The sequence below is a fragment of the Ferrovibrio sp. GW821-FHT12E11 genome (assembly GCF_058806975.1).
This window is the reverse complement of sequence record NZ_JBXAQG010000001.1, coordinates 1,130,545-1,155,814: the sequence shown is the minus strand read 5'-3', so window position 1 is coordinate 1,155,814 and position 25,270 is coordinate 1,130,545. Positions and strand designations below refer to the sequence as shown.

Here is a 25,270-nt window from a genome sequence, read left to right as displayed (position 1 = left end):
GACGTTTATCTGGTTATAAAAAGGCGGACGGGAAGAGACGGTGGCGCCGGAATGCGGCGCCACCCGCTTATTCGGCGACGGCAGCCAGGTCCTGCATGCGGCCATGCACGAAATCCTTGAAGGTGACGGCGGCCGGGCGGTCGCGGTTCAGCTTCAGGAAATCGTCCAGAATGCGGACATCCTGCTTCAGCTGCGTGATGGCGTCGTCGATATCCTTGCGCTGGAGTTCCAAGGCGGACAGGCGGTCGCGCGAACGCTTCAGCGTCAGGGTCAGTTGTTCGACGCGGCCATCGCCCAGGTCGTAGAGGTCGATCATCTCGCGGATTTCGGCCAGGCTGAAGCCCAGGCGCTTGCCGCGCAGGATCAGCAGCAGGCGGGCGCGGTCGCGCTTCGCATAGACCCGCATCATGCCCTGGCGGGACGGATGCAGCAGCCCCTTGTCCTCATAGAAGCGGATGGCGCGCGCAGTGACTTTGAATTCGTGCGCCAGATCGGTGATCGTGTAGGTTATATCCGACACGGCAGGCCCTCCCTAAAGGCTCAAATTTTGATCGGGTCGAGTCTTAGTTTACGCTTACGTCAACGTCAACTCGAATCTCGTTCGTAGGCAAATGTTGAATTAATTACCGGAAATCCGGCAAATATGGCAAAAGCCATAGGCTGGCAATTATGGAGGAAACAACAATGTCCGACAATCGGATATCTACCTATGCGGAGTTCTGGCCCTTCTATCTGCGGGAGCATGCCAAGCCGGTCACCCGGGCCTGGCACTACTTCGGCACCACCCTGGCGCTGGCCAGCCTTGCCGCCCTGATCCTGACAGGCCAGTGGTACTGGCTGGTGGGCGCCCTGCTGATCGGCTACGGCCCGGCCTGGATCGGGCATTTCTTCGTTGAGAAGAATAAACCGGCCAGTTTCAAATACCCGCTCTGGTCCTTCATTTCGGACTTCCGCATGTATTTCACCTTCCTGTCCGGCGGTATCGGCCGCGAGCTGGAGCGGGCCGGCGTGTCCGTGGCGGGGCCGGCAACGGCCTCTACGGCAAAATAACAGACGCAACAAAATCGCAACGATAACCGTGCCACTTTGCTAAAAGGCTTCTAAGCTGGCCTGCCAAGCCGGTCGCGCGTTCGTCAGGGTCTTTCGACAATTATGCAGATCTACCTCCCCATCGCCGAGCTTTCGGTCAGCATCTGGCTGCTGCTCGGGCTCGGCGGGGCGGTGGGTTATCTCTCTGGCCTGTTCGGCGTCGGCGGCGGCTTCCTGCTCACGCCCATGCTGATCTTCATCGGCGTGCCGCCGCCAGTCGCGGTGGCCACCTCGGCCAACCAGGTGGTGGCGGCCAGCGTTTCGGCGGTCTACGCCCACTGGCGCAAGGACAATGTCGATTTCAAGATGGGCGGCGTGCTGCTGGTCGGCGGCCTCATCGGATCCAGTTTCGGCGCCTATCTCTTCACCGTGCTCAAGCGCCTCGGCCAGCTCGATGCGGTGATCGCGCTGTCTTACGTCATCATCCTCGGCACCATCGGCAGCATGATGCTGACCGAAAGCATTCGGGCGCTACGAGCCAAGCCGAGCAGCAAGCCGCCGGTGCGACGCAAGCGGCTGAACGATCATCCACTGATCCGCGCGCTGCCGTTCAAGATGCGGTTCCGCAAGTCGCAGCTCTATATCAGCATGCTGCTGCCACTGGTGCTCGGCGTCTTGGTCGGCATTCTGGCGGCCATCATGGGCGTGGGCGCCGGCTTCCTGCTGGTGCCGGCGATGATCTACTTGCTCGGCATGCCCACCGCCATCGTTGTTGGCACCTCGCTGTTCCAGATCATCTTCGTCACCGCCAATGTGACCATGCTGCATGCCATCACCACCCAAACGGTGGATGTGACGCTGGCGCTGCTTTTGCTGGTGGGCTCGGTGATCGGGGCGCAATACGGCGTGCGCCATGGGGCGCGCCTGCGTGGCGAACAGATCCGCGGCCTGCTGGCCGCCCTGGTGCTGGCCGTCGCCATTGCGCTGGCCATCGAACTGATCCTGCCGCCCGATGACCAGTTCTTCCTTGAGGCGGGGCCACGATGACGCGGCTGCTGCTGGTCCTGCTGCTGCTGTTCGGCGCCGGAAAAGCCCTGGCGCAGGCGACGCCGAACGCACCGCGCGGCCCGGCGCCGGCCGATGCGCCGCTGATTACCGACCTGTCATCGCATCTGATCGCCATCACCTCCAGCTTCACCGGCACGGAACTGCTGCTGTTCGGCGCCATCGATGAACCCGGCGAGGTGATTGTGGTGGTGCGCGGCCCCACCGCCACCTCGGTGGTGCGGCGCAAGCGGCCGACGCTCGGCCTGTGGCTGACACGGCGCTCGGAGAGCTTTGACAACGTGCCGTCCTATTATGCGGTGGCGACCAGCAAGCCGCTGGACCAGATCGCGCCGCGCAGCCTGTTGCAGCGCCTGCAGATCGGCACCGGCAATCTGCGCTTCCGCTATCTCGGCCTGCGTCGCGGCGAAACCATCGGCGATTACGAGAAATCCATCGTGCGTCTGAAAATCCGCGACGGGCTCTATCGCGAGAATATCGGCGCCATCGATTTCCTGGGCCCAAAGCTGTTCCGCACCGAAATCAGCTTTCCCTCCACCGTGCCGGTCGGCACCTACCAGACCGAAGTCTATCTGGTGCGCGACGAACGCATCGTTGCCGCGCAGTCGACGCCGCTGTTCATCGACAAGCAGGGCATCGAGCAGGAGGTCTATGATTTCTCGCGCACCGAGCCGGCGGTCTACGGCCTGGTCGCCGTGCTGCTGGCAGTGTTTTCCGGCTGGCTCGCGGCGATTGCGTTCCGGCGCGGGTGAGGGCGAAGTTTTTTCCTGTCCGTCTTGCGCCTGTGCCTGATTGTGCCAAGCTGGCGCCAGACCTTTTGGCAGAGTGACGACGATGGATACGGATACCCTTGAACAGACCCGGCAGGGTCTGCGCCGCTTCGTTCGCGAGCGGCTGGTTCCCCTCGAACAGCAGGTGGCCGAGGAAGACAGGGTGCCGGACGATATCCGCCGGGCCTTTGCCGATATGGGCCTGTTCGGTCTTTCCATCCCGGAAGAATACGGCGGCCTCGGCCTCAACCTGGCCGAAGAGGTCGATCTGGTCTTCGAGCTGGGTTGGACCTCGCCGGCCTTCCGCAGCCTGTTCGGCACCAATGTCGGCATCGGCAGCCAGGGCATCCTGATCGACGGCACACCGGAGCAGAAGGCAACCTGGCTGCCGAAGCTGGCGAGCGGGGCAGTGATCTCGTCCTTTGCGCTCACCGAACCCGATGCCGGCTCCGATGCGGCCAGCGTGAAGACCCGTGCCGAGAAACAAGGCGATCATTACATCATCAATGGCACCAAGCGCTTCATCACCAATGCACCCCATGCCGGCATCTTCACCCTGATGGCGCGCACCGATCCCGCGAACAAGCGCGCCGGCGGCGTCACCGCCTTCATCGTCGAGGCCAATACGCCAGGCATCACGATCGGAAAACCCGACAAGAAGATGGGCCAGCGCGGCTCGCATACCGCCGACGTGATCTTCGACAATGCGAAAGTGCCGGCGGTGAATATCATCGGCGGCCGCGAAGGCCAGGGCTTCAAGACGGCGATGAAGGTGCTGGATCGCGGCCGGCTGCATATCTCCGCCATGTGTGTCGGTGCCGCCGAACGCCTGATCCATGAATCGCTGAGCTATGCGCGCGAGCGCAGGCAGTTCGGCCAAGCGATTGCCGAGTTCCAGCTGATCCAGGCCATGCTGGCCGACAGCAAGACCGAGGCCTATGCGGCGCGCTGCATGGTGCGCGACGCGGCCAAGCGCTATGCCGCCGGCGAGAATGTGTCGATGGAGGCCAGCAGCTGCAAGCTGTTCGCCTCAGAGATGGTTGGTCGCGTGGCGGATCGCGCCGTGCAGATTCATGGCGGCGCCGGTTATATCCAGGACTATGCGGTCGAGCGCTTCTACCGCGATGTGCGGCTGTTCCGGCTATATGAAGGCACCAGCCAGATCCAGCAGCTGGTGATCGCCCGGCAAATGCTGCGCCAGGCCGAAGCCGGCATGGAGTCCTGATCGCATGCCGGAGGACGGAACAGGACGCGCATCGGCGGCCCGCACGGCTTTCCTTCTGGTCGGCATCTGCTTTGTGCTGAATGTGCTGTCACGCGGCAGCGGCGAGGCCTTTACCACCTTCCTGCTGGCGCTGACGGTGGAGTTCCAGGCCAACCGCGCCGATGTGGCCGCGATCTATTCGCTGCAGATGCTGCTGGCCGGTATCTGCGCGCCGCTGGCCGGCTACTGCTTCGACCGCTTCGGCCCGTTGCGGCTCTATGCCGGCGGCCTGATCCTGCTGGCGGCCGGCCTGCTGCTTGCCTCCTTTGCCGGATCGCTATGGCAGCTCTACCTGTTCATCGGCCTCGGTCTCGGCAGCGGTGCGGCCTGCCTGGGCAACGCGCCGCATTCGGCGCTGCTGGCGCGCTGGTTCGAAAATGTGAAACTCTCGCGCGCCATGAGCGTGGTCTATGCCGGTCTGGGCATCGGTTCGCTGCTGCTGGTGCCGCTGGCCCAGTTCGTGATCGAGACCTGGGGCTGGCGCAATGCCTATCGTATGCTGGCCGCGATTGCGGTGCTGGTATCGCCCATCCTGCTGCTGGTGTCCTGGCCCACGGCCCAGGTTGGCCGCATCCGTCCGCCGCCGCCGGTCAATCGTGATGGTACGGATGTGGTGGAAAAGATCGTCGCCATCGAATGGACCATCGGCACAGCGATGCGCAACCCGGCCTTCTGGGGTTTGGCCTCAGTCTTCTTCTTTACCTCGGCGGGTATGTTCTCGGTGATGGTGCAGGCGGTCGTCTATCTGGTCGAACTGGGTTACGCGCCGCTGAAAGCCGCCTCGATCTACGGCCTGATCGGCGTGCTGACGCCGGTCGGCATTCTCGGCTTCGCCTGGATGGATGGGCGCATCGGCCGCCACACCTCGGCGGCACTGTCCTATGCCTTCAGTCTGGCAGGGCTGGGCGCGCTCTGGCTGCTGAAGCTGTGGCCCGCCGATATCGTGCTGTGGGCGTTTGTCCTGCTGGTCGGTCTGTCGTTCGGCGCCCGCGGCCCGATGGTGGGCGCCACGGCGGCGCGGATTTTCCACGGTCCCCGCTTCGGCATGATTTTCGGCACCATCCTGGTGGGCGGCGGTCTTGGCGTCGCCTTCGGCACGCTCTGCGGCGCGACGCTGCACGATCTGACCGGCGGCTACACCGCGGTCTTCCTGTTCTCGGGCGCCTGCGTGATCATGGGTGCGCTGCCCTTCTGGACCTATCGTTCGCTGCGCGCCTACGGGCCATAAGGCACCGGGAAGTGCCTGGGGACCGGATTGCATCCGTGCAATCCGACGGGTTGAAAGGGCAGGCGGAATGCCTATCATTTGTCCCCAAAATGCCCCCCGTGGCGCCGGCAAGGCGCCTGCCCTGAAAGGATTGCCCGCATGACCAAGTTCGGCCAGAGCCAGCCGGTTCGCCGTGTCGAGGACCAGCGCTTCATCACCGGCAAGGGCCGCTATGCCGATGACATCAGCCTGGCTGGTCAGGCCTATGGTGTCTTCCTGCGTTCGCCGCACGCCCATGCGAAAATCCTCAAGATCGACACCACCACCGCAAAGGACGCCCCTGGCGTGCTGGCGGTCTACACGGTGGCCGATCTCAAGGCCGCCAATATCGGCGACCTGCCTTGCACCATCCCGCTCAAGAACCGCGATGGCAGCAACCGCGCCGACCCGCCGCGTCCGGCGCTGGCCGACGGCACGGTGCGCCATGTGGGCGATCCGGTCGCCTTCGTCGTCGCCGAGACGGTGGCGCAGGCGCGCGATGCCGCCGAACTGATCGAGGTGGATTACGACAGCCTGCCGGCAGCGGCCGATCTGGCCACCGCCATGGATGCCGGCCAGCCGCAGATCTGGCCGCAGGCGCCGAACAACCGCGTCTTCGACTGGGAAGTGGGCGACAAGGCGAAGGTGGATGGCATCTTCGCCGGTGCCGCCAAGACCGTGAAGCTGACGCTGGAAAACAACCGCATCGTCGTCGCCTCGATGGAAGCACGCGTGTCGCTCGCCGCCTTCGACAAGCAGACCGGCCGGTTCTCCCTGCATGTGCCGACCCAGGGCGTCTGGGTCCAGAAAAAGCTGCTGGCCAAGATCTTCGGCCTGCCGGACGAGAAATTCGCCGTCTTCACCGATGACGTCGGCGGCGGTTTCGGCATGAAGATCTTCATCTATCCGGAACAGGTGCTCACCCTGTTTGCCGCCCGCGCGCTCGGCCGTCCGGTCAAATGGACTTCAGAACGCAGCGAGGCCTTCCTCACCGATACGCATGGCCGCGCCAACCTGACCCATGCCGAGATGGCGCTGGACAAGGATCACAACTTCCTGGCGCTGCGGATTCACAACATCGCCGATATGGGTGCTTACCTGTCGACCTATGCGCCGATGATTCCCACCATGGCCGGCACCAAGGTGTTGTCCTCGGTCTATCGTTTCCAGGCGGTGCACAGCCGTGTCGAGGGCGTGTTCACCAATACCGTGCCGGTGGATGCCTATCGCGGCGCCGGCCGCCCGGAATCGAACTACATCATGGAGCGCCTGATCGATGTCGCCGCGCGCGAGCTGGGCATCGACCGCGCCGAGCTGCGCCGCAAGAACTACATTCCGCCGACCGCCTTCCCCTGGACCAGCGCCATGGGCCTGGTCTACGACTCCGGCGAGTTCGAGAACACCGCCGATACTGCGCTGAAGGCCATCGACTGGGCCGGCTTCGAGGCGCGGCGTACCGCAGCGAAGAAGAACGGCAAACGCCGCGGCATTGGCATGGCCTATTACCTGGAAGCCACCGGCGGCGCGCCGACCGAACGGGCGGAAATCCGCTTTGCCGAAGACGGCTATGTCGATGTCTATGTCGGTACGCAGTCGACGGGCCAGGGCCATGAAACCGCTTATACCGAGATCGTCGCCGATCAGCTTGGCGTGGACTTCGACAAGATCCGCATCAAGCAGGGCGACAGCGACATGATCCCCACCGGTGGCGGCACCGGCGGTGCGCGCTCGCTCTATTCGCAGGGTGGCGCCATCCTGAAGACCAAGGATGCGATCGTCGAGAAGGGCAAGGCGGTGGCTGCCGACATGCTGGAAACCGCGGCCGGCGATATCGAATTCGCCGCTGGCCGCTTCAGCGTTGCCGGCACCGACCGCGCCGTCGGCATCATGGATGTCGCGGAGGAGGCGCGGAAGCGCTCAGGGGTTGCCTACGGCCAGGCTGCCGGGCTCGACACGGCCGTCGATCATCAGATTCAGGCGATCACCTTCCCCAATGGCTGCCATGCCTGCGAGGTGGAGATCGACGAGGCCACCGGCACAGCCGAAGTGGTGCGCTATGTGGTGGCCGACGATATGGGCAAGGTCATCAACCCCACCATCGTGAAAGGCCAGATTCATGGCGGTGTGGTGCAGGGCGTGGGCCAGGCACTGTATGAGCGGACCGTCTATGACGCAGACGGCCAGTTGCTGACCGGCAGCTTCACCGACTATTGCATGCCGCGCGCCGACAATTTCCCCGAGATCGACGTGATCCTGTGCGAAGTGCCGTGCAAGACCAATCCGCTGGGCGTCAAGGGCGCAGGCGAGGCGGGTGCGGTGGGCTCGGCGCCGGCCACGATCAGTGCCGTGGTCGATGCGCTGGCCGATCTGGGCGTCAAGCATGTCGATATGCCGGCGACCGCAGAGAAGCTGTGGCAGATCCTGCATGGAGATGTGAGCCAGGCTGCCGAATAAAAGGCCACAACCCAGCAAACGAAAACGGCGACCATCGGTCGCCGTTTTTTTGCGTCTGTCGGCAGCGATCAGTGCTTGCCGTTCTCGGGCACCTGCATCACGGTCAGGAACAGACCGAGCTGTCGGATCGCCTGGGCGAAATTCTCGTAGTTGACCGGCTTGGTGATATAGACGTTGCAGCCCAGCTCGTAGCAGCGCTGGATTTCGGTCTTGTCGTCGGTCGTGGTCAGCACCACCACCGGCGACAGGCTGACGCCGGGACTGGCCTTGACCGCCTTCAGGATATCGGTGCCCTGCATGTCAGGCAGGTTGAGATCGAGCAGGATCAGCAGCGCATGGCCCGTATGCTCGCTGCCGCTGCCGTCGCGTCCGAGCAGGAATTCCAGCGCCGGCGCGCCAGCACTGAAGGGCACGATCTCGTTGTTGACGCCGGCACGGCGGATATTCTTTTCGATCAACCGCGCATGACCTTCGTCATCCTCGATCATCACGATGGTTACGGGCTTATTCTCAGGCATCGGAACGCTTTCTGCACATCAGTTCTAGGGTGTCCATTTTTTCGGTAAAAATACCGTAAAGGTCGTGCCCTTGTTCAGGGCGCTGTCGACCTTGATGGCGCCGCCGATGCGGCGCACCAGCGTACGCACATGCGCCAGGCCGATCCCTTCGCCGGGACGATCCTGGGTGCCCGCACGTCGGAATAACTCGAAGATGCGCTCATGGTCCTTGGGGTCGATGCCGCGGCCGTTATCGGCCACCTGAATGACGGCGAAATTGCCACGCTCGCTGGCGGAGATATCGATCAGGCCGGGAATATCGGTGCGCAGGTATTTGATCGCATTGTCCAGCAGGTTGGAGAAGATCTGCTCCAGCGCCAGGCGGTCGCTGGTGAGGACAGGCAAGGCGCCGATCTCGATGGTCGCGTTGGCTTCCTGGGTGCGGTGGGCGATGTCGGCCGCCAGCGCTTTCAACAGGGCGCCCAGATCGATCGGTTGTGCGGTGAATTCACGCCGGCCGGCGCGCGACAGTTGCAGGATCGCATTGATCAGGCGATCCATCTTGGCGATCGAGGTCTTGATGAAGCCAAGTGCTTCCGCGAAATCCTTGCGCTGTTCCTCGCGTTTGGCAGGCGGCTCATCCGGTTTGTGTTCGGCGAAGATGTCGTCCTGCAGGGTCTCCAACTCGCTGGTGAAGCCCATGATGTTGACCAGCGGTGAGCGCAGATCGTGACTGACAATGAAAGCGAAGCGCTGGATCTCGTCGTTCGCCTCGCGCAGATCGGCGGTGCGTTCGGCGACGCGTTCCTCCAGCTGCAGGTTGGTGTTGGCGAGTTCGGCATTGGCCTGCGCCAGTTCCGCATGGGCCTGTGCCAGCTGCCCGCTGCGCTTGCGGATCAGAGAAATCGAGGCCAGGGCCAGGATGGCGATGATCAGGCCGCCGACGAAATTGACGATGAACAGCAGCAGGTTGGTGCGGTCGGAATAGTCGCGCCGCTCTTCCAGCAACCTGCGTTCGTCGTTCAGCATGGCGAAAATCTGCGCCAGGACCTTGTTCATCAGATCGAGGCCCTGCCCGGAACGAGTGATCGCAATCGCTTCCTCGCCGCGGCCGGCCTGCACCAGCCCGATGGTCTGCTCCAGTTCGGACAGCTTTTCCTTCAGCAGCGGCTGGATCGCGGCGAATTTTTGCTGTTGTGACGGGTTGTCGGCGATCAGCTTCTCCAGGTCGCTGTGGATTTCGCGCAGGCGGCGCAGGCCGATTTCGTAATCCGCCAGATAACTGCTGTCGCGCGTCAGCAGATAACCGCGCTGGCCGCTTTCCGCCCGCCGGATTGCGCCCTGATAGGTGACGATGGCGGCGTTGACCTCCAGCGTATGGGCGACCTCTTCCGAGGCAGCATCCGACTCGCGCGCCAGCCACAGCGAGGTCAGGCTCATGGTGACCAGCACGATGAAGCCAGCGACCAGCAGCCCCAGCTGGATCGGAATGCGCAGGCGCAATGGACGGATTTCAATCATGAAATGGCGATAATCACAGATAAACCATTGATGATATTGTACTTATAGCGAAAATCAGTGCCCGGCGCAAAGCTCCTTCCGGTTCCGGCTGCGGCATAACGATCCGCCAGCCTGTTCGAGCCGTCCCCCAAGATATTTCCCCGGCGTTTTTTGCTACGGTCCGGTCCATCTCGGACGATGGAGCATCAGGTCATGTCGCGTGAATACCCCCTGCAGCCGCTGGTCGGGCTGGGTGCCATCGTCTGGAAAGAGGGGCGGGTCCTGATGGTGCAGCGTGGCAAGCCGCCGCGGGCCGGCATCTGGAGCCTGCCAGGGGGCGCCCAGGACCTGGGCGAGACGGTGGCCGCCGGTATCCGGCGCGAGATCGCCGAGGAAACCGGGGTCGAGATCGAATTGCTCGGCTTGGTCGAGGTCATCGATTCGATCCAGCGGGATGCAGCCGGCCAAGTTCTGTATCACTACACCATCGTCGATTACGTCGCCCGCTGGACAGGCGGCGAGGCCGTGGCGGGCGACGATGCCGCTGCGGTGGCCTGGGTCGATCCGGCCGATCTGCACCGGATGGATCTCTGGGACGAAACCATCCGGGTCATTGAAAAATCGCGCGCCTGGCTCGCGGTCTGAGCCCAGATCGTTTGCGCCGCCCGCGCCTTGTGATTAAGTAGGCGTGAGAGTTTTGCTATTCTACCGTCAGGCGTGGGGATGAATTTTCCAAAAGGTGCCGGGCACCAGTTTCAGCCCACCAAGTTCGAGGAGCGCGGCACGGCGGTGGCTTTTACCACACCGGCCCTGAGCCAGGCGCGTGTGCGCATGGACAGCCGCGACCAGCTGGAACTGACGGTTTCCGCCTTTTCCGGCGTGAAGGGCAACTACGTCATCCGCTGGAAGGACGTGCCCGACATCTTCTCGCTGACCATGCATGACCGGGCGTTGCAGGAGGCGATCTTCGCGGGCAATTCCTGTCTGCCGCCGAATGTGCGACGCGCCACCCTGGAGACCGCCAAAACCGGGCTTGCCGGTCCGGAGGCGCAGCGCGCCGCCGAGGAGGCGATTGCCGACGATGACAACGAGGTGCTGCTGACGCGCTTCTATCTGTTCAAGCAGGCGCTGGAACGGCTGTCCGGCGGACAGATGAATCTGCATGTCTCCGACTTTGCATCCGCCGGCGGCCGCGAGCGTATCAAGAGCGGCCTGGGCGATATCGCCAAACGGCTCGGCACCAATGCCAACGAGCTTTATGCCCGCCTGGAGCAATGGGGTGGCATGGTGGCGCCGCTGGGCATGCCGGGCACGACCAAGGACTGCCGGGTGCGGCGTCTGGTCAAGGGCATCGGCGATCTGTCGGACCAGCTGAACCAGTGGGCCGCCACCGACAAGTCGGAAGCCGCCGATCTGGCCCGCGGCATCGCCAAGGTGGCGGCGTTTACCGAGGATTTTGCCGCGGATCTGGCCGAGGCGGCGATCCGTCCGGTCGACTATGCCGAACGCGTATTGGCCAACTGGGACAAGGCGACCGCCAGCCTGCAGAAGGATATCGAGCGGCTGTATTGGACGGTGGATGGCTGGGAGTTCATCCTGCTGCTGTGGAAGGACGCGGAGGGTCAGGATCGCGACCATCAGCGTTCGGCGGTAACGGAAATTTATCGAGTTCTGCCCATCATCCCTGAGAAAGAAGCGTTGAACCGGCCGAACGCGCAGGCAATGCAGGAGAACACGCGCATGCAGGTGCGTGCCCTTGAAGGGTGGAATTCGGGCTCGCTCGACATCGAGATGGTGCGCCGCGTCGAGCATGTGAAACGGAGACGGATATGACCGATCTGGCCTCCGAACTGCGCGATATCGAGCGCAAGCTTTTCGAGATCCCCGACGAAAAGGTGGCGCAGCTTACCCTGCTGATCGAGCGCTCGCGCGCCGTCATCCTGTCGGCGGCCATGGCCGATGCCGCCCTTGGCACCCTGCGTCCGCGCCTGGCGAAGACCCGGCCGCCGCGGCATCTCACGCTGCAGCGTATTTTCTGCCATCCCTTCGAGGATCTGCTGGTGTTGCCCGAGGATGGCGACAAGCAGTTCGGCCGCATCTCTCGTACATCGCTGGCGCCCTGCTGGGACTTCGTCCTGCAATGCCTCGACCAGGCCGCGGTGAAGCAGCTTGAAGCCAGTGTGCGGACCGAGACGCCGCCGGCTCTGGGCGCCGTCGAGGACCCGCGTATCCCCAGACTGGGCGAAACGCTGTGGGGCATTGCCGCGCGCCGCCTGCGCGAAGAGGTTTCACGCAGCCAGGCCGAGCCCGCCTATCGCGCTGAACTGGTCACGAAGCTGGGCGGCGAAACCGTTCTGCTCGATCTGATCGACATGCTGGGCATGCTGGAGATCGCCGCCTTCCTGGAGACGTTACGCGAAGAGCTGTCGCCCAAACCGGTCGGCAGATTCCTCGACAGCCAGGTCGAAGTGATCAAGGAAACCTACACAGCCCTGTGCAACTTCGGTGCGGGCCAGCCCGGCTACATGATCGCCTTCGTGTTGGCGCGCATGAGCGACCCGTTCCAGGCCCTGCCGGTCTTTGGCGAGATGGGCGACCTGCCGACCGGGATCCCCGATCTCAAGCCCGGCCAGTATGCCCGCCGGATGATTGCCGGCGACAGCAAGCGCTTCTTCAAGTCGATCGGACGCAGCGACAGCAGCAAGATGGAAGCCGGCAATATTGCCGGCATGGTGGACGATTTCGTCCGTATGATCGGCCGGCTCAAATCCGACGGCATGGCGGACGGCCCGCAGCCCGAGATGGATGCGGCCGGCGTGAAGCTGCGCGATATGGTGAAGACCGGCGTGCTGGCCGGCGCCGATGCCAAGGTTCTGGACGCCCTGGCAACGCCCGCGACCATCGAGCCGGGCCAGGAAGCGGCCGTAAAGCAGGCTATCTTCGATGCCAAGGTGGAGGCCGAGAATCGCGTCTATGCCATTCAGAAAGTGGCGCGCGTTGCCGGAGAGATTGGCGCCGACAAGGATGTGAGCGGCACGCTGAAGCAGCTTGGCGGTCAGATCGAGCAGGGTGGCAGTACACTGATCAACGACATCAAGGCCGGTAAGCTCAATGCATTGGGCAAGGAAGCTGTGAAACAGCAACTTTATGGTGCAGTGCGCATGCTCGAACTGGTCAGCGGTGGTCCCGCGGCGACCAAGCTGATGAAGGATGGCCTTGCTGCCATTGAAAAGATGCCCACCTGATCCCATTTTTCTTCTACGGGCTGATGCCCGGCGGAGGAGATGATGGACAGCAGTCCGAAGGCTCTGGCGGCTGATACGGCACCGCCCAAATCCGGCACGGTCCGCAAAAAGCCGACCCAGGCCGAGATCGCCAAAATTGTCAAACTGCATCAGGATTATCGCAACGGCGTGTTCGGCGGCCGGCGCGCCATCCTGTCCTTCCACGATCTGGAAGGCATGATGTTTGCCGGTGCCGACCTGAGCGATGCGGATTTCACCGGCGCGGCGCTGTATGGCGCCAGCCTGGGCGGCTGCAACCTCGATCGTGCGGTGCTGTTCGGCGCCGATCTGCGCAATGCCAATCTCACCGGTGCCAGCCTGGTGCGCGCCGATTTGCGCGGCGCCATTCTCCAGGGCGCCAATCTGACCCATGCCAACCTGTTCGATGCCGACCTGCGCGATGGCGTGATCGCCGAGCGCGACGAAGTCACCCGCGATATCCGCGCCATGGAACACAAGCATGGCGCCGTCGAGATGCAGGGGGCCGCCATGAAGGGCGCCAATCTGACCAGGGCACGCATGAGCGGCGCCGTGGCGCATCACACCGATTTCACCGATGCCATCATGGTTGGCTGCAATCTCGTGCGCGCCAATCTCGCCCATGCCAACCTGACCAATGCAGACTTGTCCGGCGCCGATCTGTCCGGCGCGCGGCTCACCGGGGCAACGCTTACCAATGCGGTGCTGACCGATGCCAAGCTGCAGCAGGCCGATCTCTCGGGTGCCAAGACCGACGGCATGCTGGGCGACAAGCCGGCTGGCAAGGCGCTGGATGAGTTGGGCATGAGCCCGGAAGAGGCATTGCGCCTGCATGCGCTCTGGGTGACGTCCGGCGGTGCGCAGGGTCAGCTGGTCGATTTCAGCGATTTCGACCTGCGCAAGATCGGCAGCCTCTACAAGGCGCAGCTCACCGGCCTGATGGCGATGAAGGCGGTATTCTTCGGTCTCAATCTGGAAGGCGCAGCCATGCAGGGTGCGCGGCTGGCCGGCGCCGATCTGCGCAACTGCCGCCTGGCGGGAGCCGATTTGCGCGGCGCCAACCTGAAGGGGGCCAAGCTCGGCCATGCCGATCTGCGCAAGGCCGATCTGGGACCGCTGGTGGTGGCGGCGACGCGCAGTTTCCCCACCCATCTGGACGGCGCCAATCTGCGCCATGCCGATCTGCGCGGCGCCATCCTGAAGGCGGCCGTGCTGGTGGATGCCGATCTGCAGGAGGCCGATCTGGCCGGCGCCGCACTCGATGGCGCCGACCTGACAAACGCGGCCGGCTATAAGCCCGACTGATCAGCCGCGCGGCGTGCTGCGAGCCAGGGCGATCAACCCGCCGGTGGCGGAATCATGCGGGTGCAGCACCGAGGCATCGCTGAGCTCTTCCAGGATCGGCTTGGCCAGCTGCTTGCCCAGCTCGACGCCCCACTGGTCGAAGGAATTCACGCCCCAGATGGTGCCCTGCACGAAAATCTTGTGCTCGTAGAGCGCGATCAGCATGCCGAGATGATAGGGATCCATCTGCGGCAGCAGGATGGTCGTGCTCGGCCGGTTGCCGGCGAAGACTTTATGCGGCGCCGTTGCAGCCACGGCCGCATCCTCGGCGCCGGCGGCGCGCAGTTCGGCTTCGGCCTCCTCGCGGGTCTTGCCGCGCATCAGGGCTTCGGCCTGGGCGAAGACATTGGCCAGCAGGATGTCGTGATGGCGGCCGATCGGGTAGCGGCTTTTCAGCGGCGCGATGAAGTCGCAGGCAATCGTCTGCGGTCCCTGATGCAGCAGCTGGTAGAAGGCATGCTGGCCATTGGTGCCGGGCTCGCCGAACACGATAGGTCCGGTATCGTAACCCAGCGGACGGCCCCAGCGGTCGACGCTCTTGCCGTTGCTCTCCATATCGGCCTGCTGCAGATAGGGGGCCAGCTTGGACAGGCCCTGGTCATAGGGCAGCACGGCCAGCGCGGTCGAGCGCAGGAAGTTGACATTCCACACGCCGGCCAGCGCCATCAGCACCGGCAGGTTCTCGTTCAGCGGCGTGGTGGCGAAATGGTGGTCCATCGCATGGGCGCCATCCAGCATCTGGCGGAACTTGTCCATGCCGATGCCGAGCGCGATGGGGAAACCGATGGCCGACCATAGCGAATAGCGGCCGCCGACCCAGTCCCAGAACTGCAGCACCTGCTCCGGCCGGATGCCGAACTTGCCCGGCACTGTGGTATTGGCCGACAGGCCCATGAAATGCCGCGGCCAGTCGATAATGCCGGGGCCGAGTTTTTCCTGCAGCCAGGCCCGCGCCGTTTCGGCATTGGCCATGGTTTCCTGGGTGGTGAAGGTCTTGGACGCCACGATGAACAGCGTGGTCTCGGCTTCGCATTTCTCCAGCGTGCGGGCGATATCGGCGCCATCCACATTGCTGACGAAATGGATGTCGATGCCGGGCAGGCGGTCGGGGCTAAGCGCTTCCAGCGCCATGCGGGGGCCGAGATCGGAACCGCCGATGCCCATGGCGACCACGCTGCGGAACGGCTTCTCGGTGGTGCCGCGCCAGGTGCCGTCGCGGATCGCATCGATGATCTCGCCCATGCGCACCAGTTCGCCCTGCACCAGGGCGACGATATCGGTGCCATCGACGGTCAGGCTGCCGGTGGCCGGCAGGCGCAGCGCGGTATGCAGCGCCGCGCGATTCTCGGTGGTATTGATCGGTTCGCCGCGCAGCATGCGGTCGCGCCAGCCTTCCACATTGGCCGTGCGGGCGAGATCGAGCAGCAGCTCCAGCGTCTCGGCTTCGATGCGCTGGCGCGACAGGTCCAGCAGCAGGTCGCCGCAGCGAAACGACAGGCTGTTGAAGCGTTCGGGATCGGCAGCGAACAGGTCGCGCAGATGCCGGTTGCGTGCAGCCAGGGCATGGGCAGCCAGGGCGCGCCAGGCAGGTGTCTGGTCGATCGGCGGCGGCAACGACATCATCCCTCCGACGGTTTGTTCAAACCTTACGTGATCACATCCGGCCCGGTCCGGCCACTGCTGGCGCAGAGTCCGGTCTGGCGTTCGGCAAAGGCGATCAGCGGCTGCAAACGAGTCTGCACGTCATCGCCCTGCCGGGCCGGTTCGGCCTCGAACAGCTCGAAGTACAAACGAACGGTGGCGCCTTCGGTGCCGGTGCCCGAAAGCCGGGCGATCAGGCGGGCCTGCTCGCCGCAGATCACCCGCAGGCCCTGGCCTTTGCTGACCGAGGCATCGATCGGGTCGGTATAGGCGAAATCGTCGGTGGCGGTGACGGTCATGCCGCCGATAGCGGTGCCGGCCAGATCGGGCAGGGCGGCGCGCAGACGGTCCAGCGCCCGGCTGGCCACCGTGGCATCCACGGCCTCGTAATCGTGCCGGCTGTAATAATGCCTGCCAAAGCGCTTCCAGTGCGCCTGCAGCAGCGACAGCACGGTCTCGCCGGGCCGGGCCGCCAGCAGGTTGAGCCAGAACAGCACGGCCCACAGGCCGTCCTTCTCGCGCACATGGCTCGAACTGGTGCCGTAGCTTTCCTCGCCGCAGAGCGTGATGCGGCCGCTGTCCATCAGGTTGCCAAAGAATTTCCAGCCGGTCGGCGTCTCGAAGCTTTCGATTCCGAGCGCGGCCGCCACGGAATCGCTGGCGCGGCTGGTCGGCATCGAGCGTGCGACGCCGCTGATGCCTTTGGTATAGCCGGGCACCAGCGTGGCATTGGCGGCCAGTACGGCCAGGCTGTCGCTGGGCGAGACGGCGATGCCCTTGCCCAGGATCATGTTGCGGTCGCCGTCGCCGTCCGAGGCGGCGGCAAAATCCAGCGTGCCATCCAGCACCGCGGCCTTGTACAGCTCCGGCGCATAGACGGGGTTGGGGTCGGGATGGCCGCCGCCGAAGTCTTCCTTCGGTTCGGCATTGATCACGCTGGCCGCCGAGGCGCCAAGCATCTGGATGAACAGCCGCTTGGCATAAGGCCCGGTGACGGCATGCATGGCATCGAAGCGGAAGCGGAATCCCGGCACGGCGATCAGCCGGCGGATGGCGTCGAAATCGAACAGGGTCTGCAGCAGCGCGGCATAGTCGGCGACTGGGTCGAAGACGCTGACCGTCATGCTGCCGAGTTTGCTCTCCCCGATACGGTCGAGATTCGGCGCGTCGACTTCCAGGGTGCGGTACCGGTCGATGCTGCGGGTGCGCTGGTAGATCGCCTCGGTCACGGCTTCGGGTGCCGGGCCGCCATTGGCGATATTGAACTTGATGCCGAAATCGCCGTCCGGGCCGCCGGGATTGTGACTGGCCGAGAGCACCAGGCCACCCTGGGCCTGGCGGGCGCGGATCACCGCGCTGGCCGCCGGTGTCGACAGGATACCGCCCTGGCCGACCAGCACGCGGGCGACGCCATTGGCGGCAGCCATGCGCAGGATGATGCGGATCGCTTCACGGTTGAAGAAACGGCCGTCGCCGCCCAGCACCAGCGTGCCGCCCTGCAGGCCGGCCTGGGTGTCGAACACCGCCTGTACGAAGGCTTCCAGATAGCCGGGCTGCCGGAAGACAGACACCTTCTTGCGCAGGCCCGATGTGCCGGGCTTCTGCCCGTCGAAGGGCTTGATCGCAACCTCGCGCGGACTCATGGCGGGACTCTGTTTCAGGCTACGGGAAAGCGGCTGGAGATGTCGTAGCGCGCGCCGGTCTTCGCCATCAGGATCACGCTGTGGGTATAGGCCGTGCCGCCCTGGATGCTGACGCCGCGGCAGACGGGCCCGGAGTTAATACCGGTGGCGACGAAGACGGCGTCGTCGCTCTTCACCAGTTCGGTGCCGGACAGCCACTTGCCGCTGTCGAGGCCGAACGCCTTCACCTTCTGGGCTTCCTCGTCGCCCTGCGGATCGACACGGCCGAAGAATTCGCCACCCATGGCGCGCACGAAGATCGCGGTGATGATGCCTTCGGGCGAACCGCCGGTGCCGAACAGGGCGTCGACGTTGCTGCCCTTCTGCACCGCCATGAAGGCGCCGGCGACATCGCCGTTTTCCTGCAGCACGGTGCGGGCGCCGGCGTCGTGAATCTCTTTGATCATGGCGTGATGGCGCTTGCGGTTCAGCACGAAGATGCGCAGCTCCGATACGGGCTTGTTCAGTGCGGCGGCCAGCGCCTCCAGCTTCTTCTTCACCGGCCAGGTCGGATCGACCTTGCCCTTGGCCGGCGCGGGCAGCACCAGCTTGTCCATGTAGAAGCTCGGGCCGAGATCGAACATGGCACCGCGCGGCGCCAACGCCATCACCGCCATCGAATTGTCGGTGCCGTTGGCCATGTTGGTGGTGCCTTCGATCGGATCGACGGCGATCTCGATTTCCGGTTCACCGGCACCGATGCGCTCGCCGCGATACAGCAGCGGTGCGTTATCTTTCTCGCCTTCGCCGATCATCACGATGGCGTTGATGTTGATGCTGCCCAGCGCTTTGCGCATGGCCTCCACCGCGGCACCGTCGCCATCTTCCTTCTTGCTGCGGCCGACCCAGTCATGGGCGGCAATCGCCGCCGCTTCGGTCACAAGGCGCAGGGCGAACGGAAAGTCGGCGCGGTCGAACGGACCGGGACGGGTGGTCATGGGAATACTCCGAGGCAGCAGAAAATCAGGTATGGCCGGGATGGTTTTCAGTCCGGTCGGTTATTCCTCGGAAATACGGCAAAAACCGGGCGAGGCCAAGGCATTGGCCGGTGATTTCGGCGGGATTTCCTACTGATCCATCCGCCGGCGCCAGAAGTCCTGGCTTTGCCGTTCGCCGATATCGCAGCCTTTCGGGTAGCGATAGGCACCCTGGGCCTTCTGCAGCAGCACCGGCGGGCCAGCCCGCTGCCAGGCCGGCGGCACCATGGGGGCCGAGGCGATTTCCAGGATCAGCTTGCGCCGCACGGCTTCGCCAAAGCTCTGGAAATTCTCCGCCGTCACCACGAACGAGCCGGGGCCGCCGATCACGCAGCCTTCGTAATAGCGGTCGAGGTCTTCGAGCGCGGGGAAGCCCCAGGGGCTCGGGCGGTTGTTGTTGATCGGCAGGCCATTGATGACGATGCCGGCCGCCAGCGCCTTGTCGCGGGCGATATCGACCGGGCCGCCATCGTTGTTGGGGCCGTCGCCGGAGACGTCGAGCACCTGGCGCACGCCCTTGTAGGGGCCGCTGCCGAAGCGCGGGATGGCATAGGCGATGGCGCCGGTGATGCTGGTGCGGCGCGCCGTGCGGGTCGGCTGTTCCATGAGCTTGCGCGATGCGGCCTCGGCGCTGGCCTGATCGGAGATCAGCATCCAGTCCATCACTTCGGTCTGCATGTAGGAATCGGACCAGTCGAAATAATACAGCGCGATCTTGCCATGGATGCCGCCGCGGATCGCCTTGATCACCTGGGGATCGATCAGCGCCTTGGCATAACCTTCGCGCTGCATGCGGGCTTCCTCGGCATCGATGCTGCCCGAGATATCGATAGCCAGCATCAATTCCAGATCGACGGGAATCTTCTCGGCGGCCAGGACCGGGAAGCCCGTCAGCCAGGCCAGCACCAGAGCGGTCAGCGGCTTGAACTGCATGGAGGCAGGCTAGTACGCCCGATTGTCGCAGTCCAAAGAAAATACGGGGTGCGGTCTGGACAAGTACGGTCCGGCTGCGGATGGTACCGCCATGATCGCCCCGATGACCTCCACCACAGACCTGTTCGATGCTGCCGTGATCGGCGGCGGCCTGAACGGCCTGACCCAGGCCATCGCCTTGGCCCGCCACGGTCTTTCGGTGGCGGTGATCGATCGCGAGGACCCCGCCAGGGCGCTCGCCGCCGGCTTCGACGGGCGGGTTTCGGCCATCGCGCTGGCCTCCCAGCGCATGCTGGACGCCATCGGCCTGTGGCAGCATGTGCCGGCCACCCAGCCGATGTGGGATATCCGGGTCTCCGACGGCGACTCGCTGCTGTTCCTGCACTACGACCATCGCGATCTCGGCGACCGGCCCTTTGGCTATCTGGTCGAGAACCGTCTGTTGCGCGTCGCCCAGCAGGCCGCCATCCAGGCCCAGCCGAAGGTCGAGCTGATTGCCCCGATGACGCTGCGGCGGATCGCGTATGGCCAGTCCGGCGCCGGGGCGCCGGCCGAGCTGGAACTCGACAACGGCCGCCGCCTGCATGCCCGTCTGGTGGTCGGCGCCGATGGCAAGCAGTCAGCCATCCGCAAGGCTGCCGGCATTGCCACGCTGGACTGGTCTTACGATCAGACCGGTATCGTCTGTACCGTGCAGCATGAGCTGCCGCATGAAGGCGTGGCGCAGGAACGCTTCCTGCCGGCCGGGCCCTTCGCCATCCTGCCTATGACCGACAGCGAAGACGGCCGGCACCGGTCCTCCCTGGTCTGGACCGAACCCACGGCCCGCGCCGCCGCCATCATGGCGCTGGACGATGCCGCCTTTGCCGCCGAGATGCGCCAGCGTTTCGGCGGCGGCTATGGCATCTGCGACGTTACCGGCCCGCGCTGGTCCTATCCGCTCAGCTTCCTGCTGGCGCAGCGCTACACCGATCACCGCCTGGCGCTGATCGGCGATGCGGCCCATGGCATCCATCCGATTGCCGGCCAGGGGCTGAATCTGGGTCTGCGTGACATTGCCGCGCTGACCGAAGCCCTGGTGGAGGCGAAACGCCTCGGCCTCGATATCGGTCGTTCGGATGTGCTCGACCGCTACGAACGCTGGCGCCGGGTCGACAATGTGGTTCTGGGCGCCGTCACCGACGGTCTGACCCGGCTGTTCTCCAATGACATCGCGCCGTTGCGCCTGGCCCGCGATCTGGGCCTGGGGCTGGTCGACCGCATAGTCCCGCTGAAAAAGCTGTTCATGCGGCATGCCATGGGAGATCTGGGCCAGCTGCCCCGCCTGCTGAAGGGCGAGCCGATCTGACTTCGGATGCCGCTGTTGGCATCGCCTTGACAAGTCCCGCCGCCCCCCGGCTTGTTAGAAGCTGGCGCCCGGGGGACAGCACATGGCCGCACCGCTCAATCTGCGTGAGTTCATGGCCTTCCGGGCTGTGATGATGGCCGGCACAACTACGGGTGCGGCCAAGGCGCTGAATCTGTCGCAGCCTTCGGTCAGCCGCCTGATCAACGAACTGGAGGCGCGCCTGCGCCTTGTGCTGTTCCGGCGCGAGCGTAGTCGTCTGGTGCCGACCGACGAGGCGCTCGCCCTGTTGGATGAAGTGGAGCGGGCCTTCGATGGGCTGCAGCAGCTGTCCGATTTCACCGGCCGCATGGGCCAGTCGGAAACCCGACCGATCCGACTGGTGATTTCCCCCAGCCTGTCGGCGAAATTCACCCCGACCGCCATTGCCGTCTTTGCCCGGCAGTATCCGGCGCTGCGCATCGTCATCGACATGCGGACGACAGAATATGCCGCCGAACTGATCGCCGGTGATCAGGCCGATCTGGCCGTATCCCTGCTGCCGGTCGGTCATCCCGGCGTCGATGTGGTGCCGCTGGTGGATGTGCCGACGGTCTGCGTGCTGCCCAGACGGCACAGGCTGGCCCGGCGCAAGACCATCGGCCCCGCCGATCTTAAGGACGAGCCGCTGATCACCATTGCCCGCAAATATCCGGCGCGTATTCGGCTCGACAAGGTGTTTGAAGCCAGCGGTATTGTTCCGAATATCCGCATCGAGACCGGCACCTCGGCGGCTGCCTGCGGCTGCAGTGCAGCCGGGCTCGGGGTGGCATTGATCAACGCTTTCATGGCGAGCGAATATGAATCGCCCGATCTGGTGCTGCGGCGTTTCGAACCAACCGTGCCGAACAGTTTCGGCATCCTCAAGGCGCATCGGCCGCCGACCAAGGCGCTCGCCGCTTTCGTCGCCGCACTTAGAACGGTCGCACTCAGCCAAGTCGGGCGTCACCGTCTCGGTTGAACATCTATTCGCTCTGCAAATACCCCTATAGCAAGTCGCGATTGGACGCCGTTCGGCGCCTTCGGCATCGTTTCCGCATCTGGTGGATGCAACCGATACAGGAGAGGCGATAAAAAATGTTCAAGTCCGGAATGACGCTTGCGGCTGTTCTGACAGCTATGCTTTCAGTGACCCTGACAGACACCGCCCGGGCCCAGGCCTATCCGTCGCGTCCGGTCAAGATCGTGGTGCCGTTTGCTGCCGGGGGCTCGACCGACGTCGTGGCGCGCCTGGTGGCACAGGGCATGACCAAGACCATCGGCCAGCAAGTGATCGTTGAGAATCGCACCGGTGGCGGTGGTATCATCGGGTCCGATGCGGTGGCTAAGACTGAGCCGGACGGCTACACGATCCTTGCGGCCACCGTATCCACGCATGCCATCAATCCAGCGCTGTATGCCAAGCTGCCCTTCGATGTGAAGCAGGATTTCGCGCCGGTCACCCATTTGGTCAATGTGCCGAATGTACTGGTGGCGCATCCCTCGGTCCCGTCGGGCATGGCGGATTTCAAAACCTGGGTAACGGCCAATGCGGCCAAGACCAGCTACGCCTCGCCTGGCAATGGCAGCATCGGCCATCTGCAGGGCCACTGGTTTGCCAGCCTGCTCAAGGTCGATATCGCGCATGTACCCTATCGCGGTGCCGGGCCGGCGATGCAGGATCTGCTCGGCGGCCAGGTGCAGCTGATGATCGATAACGTGCCCACCGCGCTGGGCCATATCCGTTCCGGCGCCGTGAAGGCGCTGCTCGTATCCAGCGAGCAGCGCATCCCGCAGTTGCCCGATGTGCCCTCGGCCCCGGAAGCTGGACTGCCGGATTTCATCGGCTACAGCTGGGTCGCGTTGCTGGTGCCGGCAAAAACGCCGGCCGTGGTCGTAGCAAGGATCAACCAGGCCGCTATGGAAGCGCTGGCCGATCCGATCCTGAAAGAGCGCCTGTCCGAACTCAGCGCCACCGTGGTTGCAGGCGGGCCGGAGGCGACGGCAAAGCTGCTCGCCACCGAGCAGGCCAAATGGGCACCGGTTGTGAAAGCCACCGGTGCCACAGCGAACTGACGCGCCCTATGTCTTTGTACACAACACTGGATATCCTGTCGCGACTGGTGGCCTTTGACACCACCAGCGCGAAATCCAACCTGCCGCTGATCGCCTGGATCGGGGATTACCTGCAGGCGCTTGGGTTTCGTATCGAGCAGGTTTCCAATGACGATGGCACCAAGGCGAATCTGATCGCTTCGATCGGTCCGGAGGGCCCGCCCGGCTATATCCTGTCGGGCCACACTGATACCGTGCCGGTCGATGACCAGGCTTGGTCCTCCGATCCGTTCCGGCTGCGCCGTGAAGCCGGCCGGCTCTACGGGCGCGGCACCACGGACATGAAGGGCTTTCTTGCCGTCTGCCTGTCCAGGGCGCAGGTGATGAGCACCAGCCGGCTCGGCCGACCCCTGCATCTTGCTTTCTCTTATGACGAGGAAGTCGGCTGTGTCGGCGTGCGGCCGCTGCTTGCGCGGCTGACAGAATCGGGGCGGTCCTTTGCCGGCTGTTTCGTCGGCGAACCGACCGGCATGGATGTGGTGATCGGTCACAAGGGCAAAAGCAATACCCGGGTCACGGTGACCGGGCAGGGCGGGCATTCTTCTCTGGCGCCCTGCAGCGTCAATGCGGTCGAATATGCCGCAGCCTTTGCCGGGGCGGTGCAGGCGCTGGGCCGGCACCTCCAGGCATCGGGGCGGCGCGATGAACTGTTCGACATTCCTCATTCCACCGCCCATGTCGGCGTGCTGCGCGGCGGTACGGCGCTGAATATGGTGCCGGCGACGGCGGAGTTGCTGTTCGAACTACGCACTGTGCCCGGCGACGATGCCGCAGATCTGCTGGCCGGCTTGCATGCCTTTGCCGCCACCGAACTGGAGCCGGCAATGCAGGCGATCCATGCCCCGGCCGGTTTCCGGTTTGATACCTATGCGCAGTCGCCGGCCCTGGATAATGCGGCCGATACCGCGATTGTCTCGCTGACCAAGGCTTTGGCCGGGCGCAACGATCATCGTAAGGTGGCCTTCATGACCGAGGCTGGCCTGTTCCAGACGCAGGCCGGTATCCCCACCGTCGTGATCGGCCCTGGCACGATTGCCCAGGCGCATATCGCTGATGAATGGATTGCCGAACGCGAACTGATGCAGTGTGAAAGTTTTATCGACCGCCTGATCCAGCACTGTCGGTCATAACTCAAACGGGGGATTGCAAGATGCGGATATCCAGCATGATGGGGCGGCTCGCGCTGATCGCGGTTGCCGGACTGCTCACCATGGCGACGCCTGCCTGGGCGCAGGCACCGGCGCTCAAGCTGCTGAGCGGGGCGAAGGGCGGCACCTTCTTCGAATACGGCGAGGCGGCTGCGAAATTCATCACCGCCGAGACCGGTCTGGTCGTGGGCGTCGAGCCGAGCGGCGGCAGCTACGAGAATATCCGCGCCCTGCATGAGGCAAAGGCCGATCTTGGCCTGGTGGCGATGGGGCCCGGCTTCGAGGCCTGGAACAACAGCGCCGCCTGGACCAAGGGCGAAACCATGCGCGGCCTGCGCGCGCTGTTCCCGATGTATGAGACGCCGTTCCATATGGGGCTACGCCCGGATGCCGGTGTCAGCGGCATCACTGGCCTCGACGGCAGGCGCGTCGGTGTCGGGCCGGAAAACGGCCCCGGTGCGGCGATGTTCCGCGACATGGCGGCAGAGCTGAAGCTCAAGCCCGAGATCGTGTTCGGCGCGCCGCAGATGCTGGCCGACGAGCTGATGGCGGGGCGTCTCGATGGCTTCTTCTTCGGCGCCGGCGTGCCGGTGCCGGCCTTCCAGCAGATGGCTGATCGCGACCGGCTGCGTTTGCTGCCGCTGGATGGCCAGGCCGCCATCGCGCTGCGCAAACACTATCCGTATCTGGTCGACAGCGCCATTCCGGCCGGCTCCTACAAGGGCCAGCCGCAGCCGGTGGCGGCGGTTTCCGTGTGGAATTTTGTCGCGGCGCGCGAAGGGCTGTCAGACGATGTCGCCTACCGCATCGTCAAGGCGGTGATGGGTGATCCGGCGAAGGCGACCAGAATCCATGTGACGGCGACCGGCACCACGGCGGCGAACGTGAAGGCCAATACCTTCATGCCCTTCCACTCGGGCGCGGTGCGGTATTTCAGGGAAGCGGGGATTGCGCTGGCCGTACCGTAAGCGTCGCCGGC

General features: G+C 64.4%; 22 protein-coding genes. 15 read left to right on the top strand and 7 right to left on the bottom strand.

Annotation, left to right across the window (positions count from 1 at the left end; genetic code table 11):
* Positions 1–67: 67 nt before the first annotated feature.
* A complete protein-coding gene (locus AC1ROT_RS05720) occupies positions 68–520 on the bottom strand; it encodes a MerR family transcriptional regulator (protein WP_492969625.1) in 453 nt (150 codons plus the stop codon).
* Between the two features lie 164 nt (positions 521–684).
* On the opposite strand from AC1ROT_RS05720, the gene AC1ROT_RS05715 reads away from it, so the two are divergent.
* The 6 genes from AC1ROT_RS05715 (at position 685) to AC1ROT_RS05690 (ending at position 7,828) form a co-directional block, all read left to right on the top strand.
* On the top strand, positions 685–1,050 hold the full coding sequence (locus AC1ROT_RS05715) for an Mpo1-like protein (RefSeq protein ID WP_492997702.1): 366 nt from the start codon (positions 685–687) through the stop codon (positions 1,048–1,050).
* Positions 1,051–1,152: 102 nt separating this feature from the next.
* Positions 1,153–2,076, top strand: a complete 924-nt coding sequence (locus AC1ROT_RS05710; RefSeq protein ID WP_492969627.1) for a sulfite exporter TauE/SafE family protein — start codon at positions 1,153–1,155, stop codon at positions 2,074–2,076.
* Positions 2,073–2,846 carry a TIGR02186 family protein gene (locus AC1ROT_RS05705; protein WP_492969628.1) on the top strand — a complete coding sequence of 258 codons (774 nt, stop codon included), beginning with the start codon at positions 2,073–2,075 and terminating at the stop codon, positions 2,844–2,846. Before AC1ROT_RS05710 ends, AC1ROT_RS05705 begins: the two co-directional genes overlap by 4 nt.
* A gap of 82 nt (positions 2,847–2,928) precedes the next feature.
* The gene (locus AC1ROT_RS05700) at positions 2,929–4,089 is read left to right on the top strand and encodes an acyl-CoA dehydrogenase family protein (RefSeq protein WP_492997701.1); all 1,161 of its coding nucleotides are present in this window, start codon (positions 2,929–2,931) and stop codon (positions 4,087–4,089) included.
* Positions 4,090–4,093: 4 nt separating this feature from the next.
* Positions 4,094–5,356: an MFS transporter gene (locus AC1ROT_RS05695; protein WP_492969630.1), complete on the top strand. Its 1,263-nt coding sequence runs from the start codon at positions 4,094–4,096 to the stop codon at positions 5,354–5,356.
* Positions 5,357–5,494: 138 nt separating this feature from the next.
* Positions 5,495–7,828, top strand: coding sequence for a xanthine dehydrogenase family protein molybdopterin-binding subunit (locus AC1ROT_RS05690; protein WP_492997699.1), 2,334 nt, complete (start codon positions 5,495–5,497; stop codon positions 7,826–7,828).
* A gap of 68 nt (positions 7,829–7,896) precedes the next feature.
* Here the strand turns inward: AC1ROT_RS05690 and AC1ROT_RS05685 are convergent, their stop codons facing one another.
* Together AC1ROT_RS05685 and AC1ROT_RS05680 are read right to left on the bottom strand one after the other, a co-directional pair.
* Positions 7,897–8,346, bottom strand: a complete 450-nt coding sequence (locus AC1ROT_RS05685; protein WP_492969632.1) for a response regulator — start codon at positions 8,344–8,346, stop codon at positions 7,897–7,899.
* 24 nt (positions 8,347–8,370) lie between these two features.
* Positions 8,371–9,846 (bottom strand): sensor histidine kinase, encoded by a 1,476-nt coding sequence (locus tag AC1ROT_RS05680; protein WP_492997697.1) that lies wholly within the window; start codon positions 9,844–9,846, stop codon positions 8,371–8,373.
* A gap of 192 nt (positions 9,847–10,038) precedes the next feature.
* Between AC1ROT_RS05680 and AC1ROT_RS05675 the strand changes: the two genes are divergently transcribed.
* The 4 genes from AC1ROT_RS05675 to AC1ROT_RS05660 all read left to right on the top strand — a co-directional run bounded on the left by AC1ROT_RS05675 (position 10,039) and on the right by AC1ROT_RS05660 (position 14,393).
* Complete coding sequence (locus AC1ROT_RS05675) at positions 10,039–10,470, top strand: NUDIX hydrolase (protein WP_492969634.1); 432 nt, start codon at positions 10,039–10,041, stop codon at positions 10,468–10,470.
* A gap of 78 nt (positions 10,471–10,548) precedes the next feature.
* The gene (locus AC1ROT_RS05670; protein WP_492969635.1) at positions 10,549–11,658 is read left to right on the top strand and encodes a hypothetical protein; all 1,110 of its coding nucleotides are present in this window, start codon (positions 10,549–10,551) and stop codon (positions 11,656–11,658) included.
* Positions 11,655–13,070, top strand: a complete 1,416-nt coding sequence (locus AC1ROT_RS05665) for a hypothetical protein (RefSeq protein ID WP_492997695.1) — start codon at positions 11,655–11,657, stop codon at positions 13,068–13,070. The genes AC1ROT_RS05670 and AC1ROT_RS05665 overlap by 4 nt, the downstream gene beginning before the upstream one ends.
* Positions 13,071–13,112: 42 nt before the next feature.
* Entirely contained in the window at positions 13,113–14,393 is a 1,281-nt protein-coding gene (locus AC1ROT_RS05660) for a pentapeptide repeat-containing protein (RefSeq protein WP_492997693.1), read from the top strand.
* Here the strand turns inward: AC1ROT_RS05660 and pgi are convergent, their stop codons facing one another.
* The 4 genes from pgi to AC1ROT_RS05640 all read right to left on the bottom strand — a co-directional run bounded on the left by pgi (position 14,394) and on the right by AC1ROT_RS05640 (position 19,665).
* Positions 14,394–16,046 (bottom strand): glucose-6-phosphate isomerase, encoded by a 1,653-nt coding sequence (gene pgi / locus AC1ROT_RS05655; protein WP_493001128.1) that lies wholly within the window; start codon positions 16,044–16,046, stop codon positions 14,394–14,396.
* Positions 16,047–16,078: 32 nt separating this feature from the next.
* Entirely contained in the window at positions 16,079–17,716 is a 1,638-nt protein-coding gene (locus AC1ROT_RS05650; RefSeq protein ID WP_492997692.1) for an alpha-D-glucose phosphate-specific phosphoglucomutase, read from the bottom strand.
* A 14-nt stretch (positions 17,717–17,730) separates the two neighbouring features.
* Positions 17,731–18,693 carry a class II fructose-bisphosphatase gene (gene glpX, locus AC1ROT_RS05645; RefSeq protein WP_492997690.1) on the bottom strand — a complete coding sequence of 321 codons (963 nt, stop codon included), beginning with the start codon at positions 18,691–18,693 and terminating at the stop codon, positions 17,731–17,733.
* A gap of 129 nt (positions 18,694–18,822) precedes the next feature.
* Complete coding sequence (locus AC1ROT_RS05640; RefSeq protein ID WP_492969640.1) at positions 18,823–19,665, bottom strand: DUF1194 domain-containing protein; 843 nt, start codon at positions 19,663–19,665, stop codon at positions 18,823–18,825.
* Positions 19,666–19,756: 91 nt separating this feature from the next.
* Between AC1ROT_RS05640 and AC1ROT_RS05635 the strand changes: the two genes are divergently transcribed.
* The 5 genes from AC1ROT_RS05635 to AC1ROT_RS05615 all read left to right on the top strand — a co-directional run bounded on the left by AC1ROT_RS05635 (position 19,757) and on the right by AC1ROT_RS05615 (position 25,259).
* Positions 19,757–21,013 carry a UbiH/UbiF/VisC/COQ6 family ubiquinone biosynthesis hydroxylase gene (locus tag AC1ROT_RS05635; protein WP_492997688.1) on the top strand — a complete coding sequence of 419 codons (1,257 nt, stop codon included), beginning with the start codon at positions 19,757–19,759 and terminating at the stop codon, positions 21,011–21,013.
* Between the two features lie 82 nt (positions 21,014–21,095).
* A complete protein-coding gene (locus tag AC1ROT_RS05630; protein ID WP_492997687.1) occupies positions 21,096–22,010 on the top strand; it encodes a LysR substrate-binding domain-containing protein in 915 nt (304 codons plus the stop codon).
* 167 nt (positions 22,011–22,177) lie between these two features.
* Positions 22,178–23,104, top strand: a complete 927-nt coding sequence (locus tag AC1ROT_RS05625) for a Bug family tripartite tricarboxylate transporter substrate binding protein (protein WP_492997685.1) — start codon at positions 22,178–22,180, stop codon at positions 23,102–23,104.
* 8 nt (positions 23,105–23,112) lie between these two features.
* On the top strand, positions 23,113–24,273 hold the full coding sequence (gene argE / locus AC1ROT_RS05620; protein ID WP_492997683.1) for an acetylornithine deacetylase: 1,161 nt from the start codon (positions 23,113–23,115) through the stop codon (positions 24,271–24,273).
* Between the two features lie 20 nt (positions 24,274–24,293).
* Positions 24,294–25,259: a TAXI family TRAP transporter solute-binding subunit gene (locus AC1ROT_RS05615; RefSeq protein WP_492997681.1), complete on the top strand. Its 966-nt coding sequence runs from the start codon at positions 24,294–24,296 to the stop codon at positions 25,257–25,259.
* Positions 25,260–25,270: the final 11 nt, after the last annotated feature.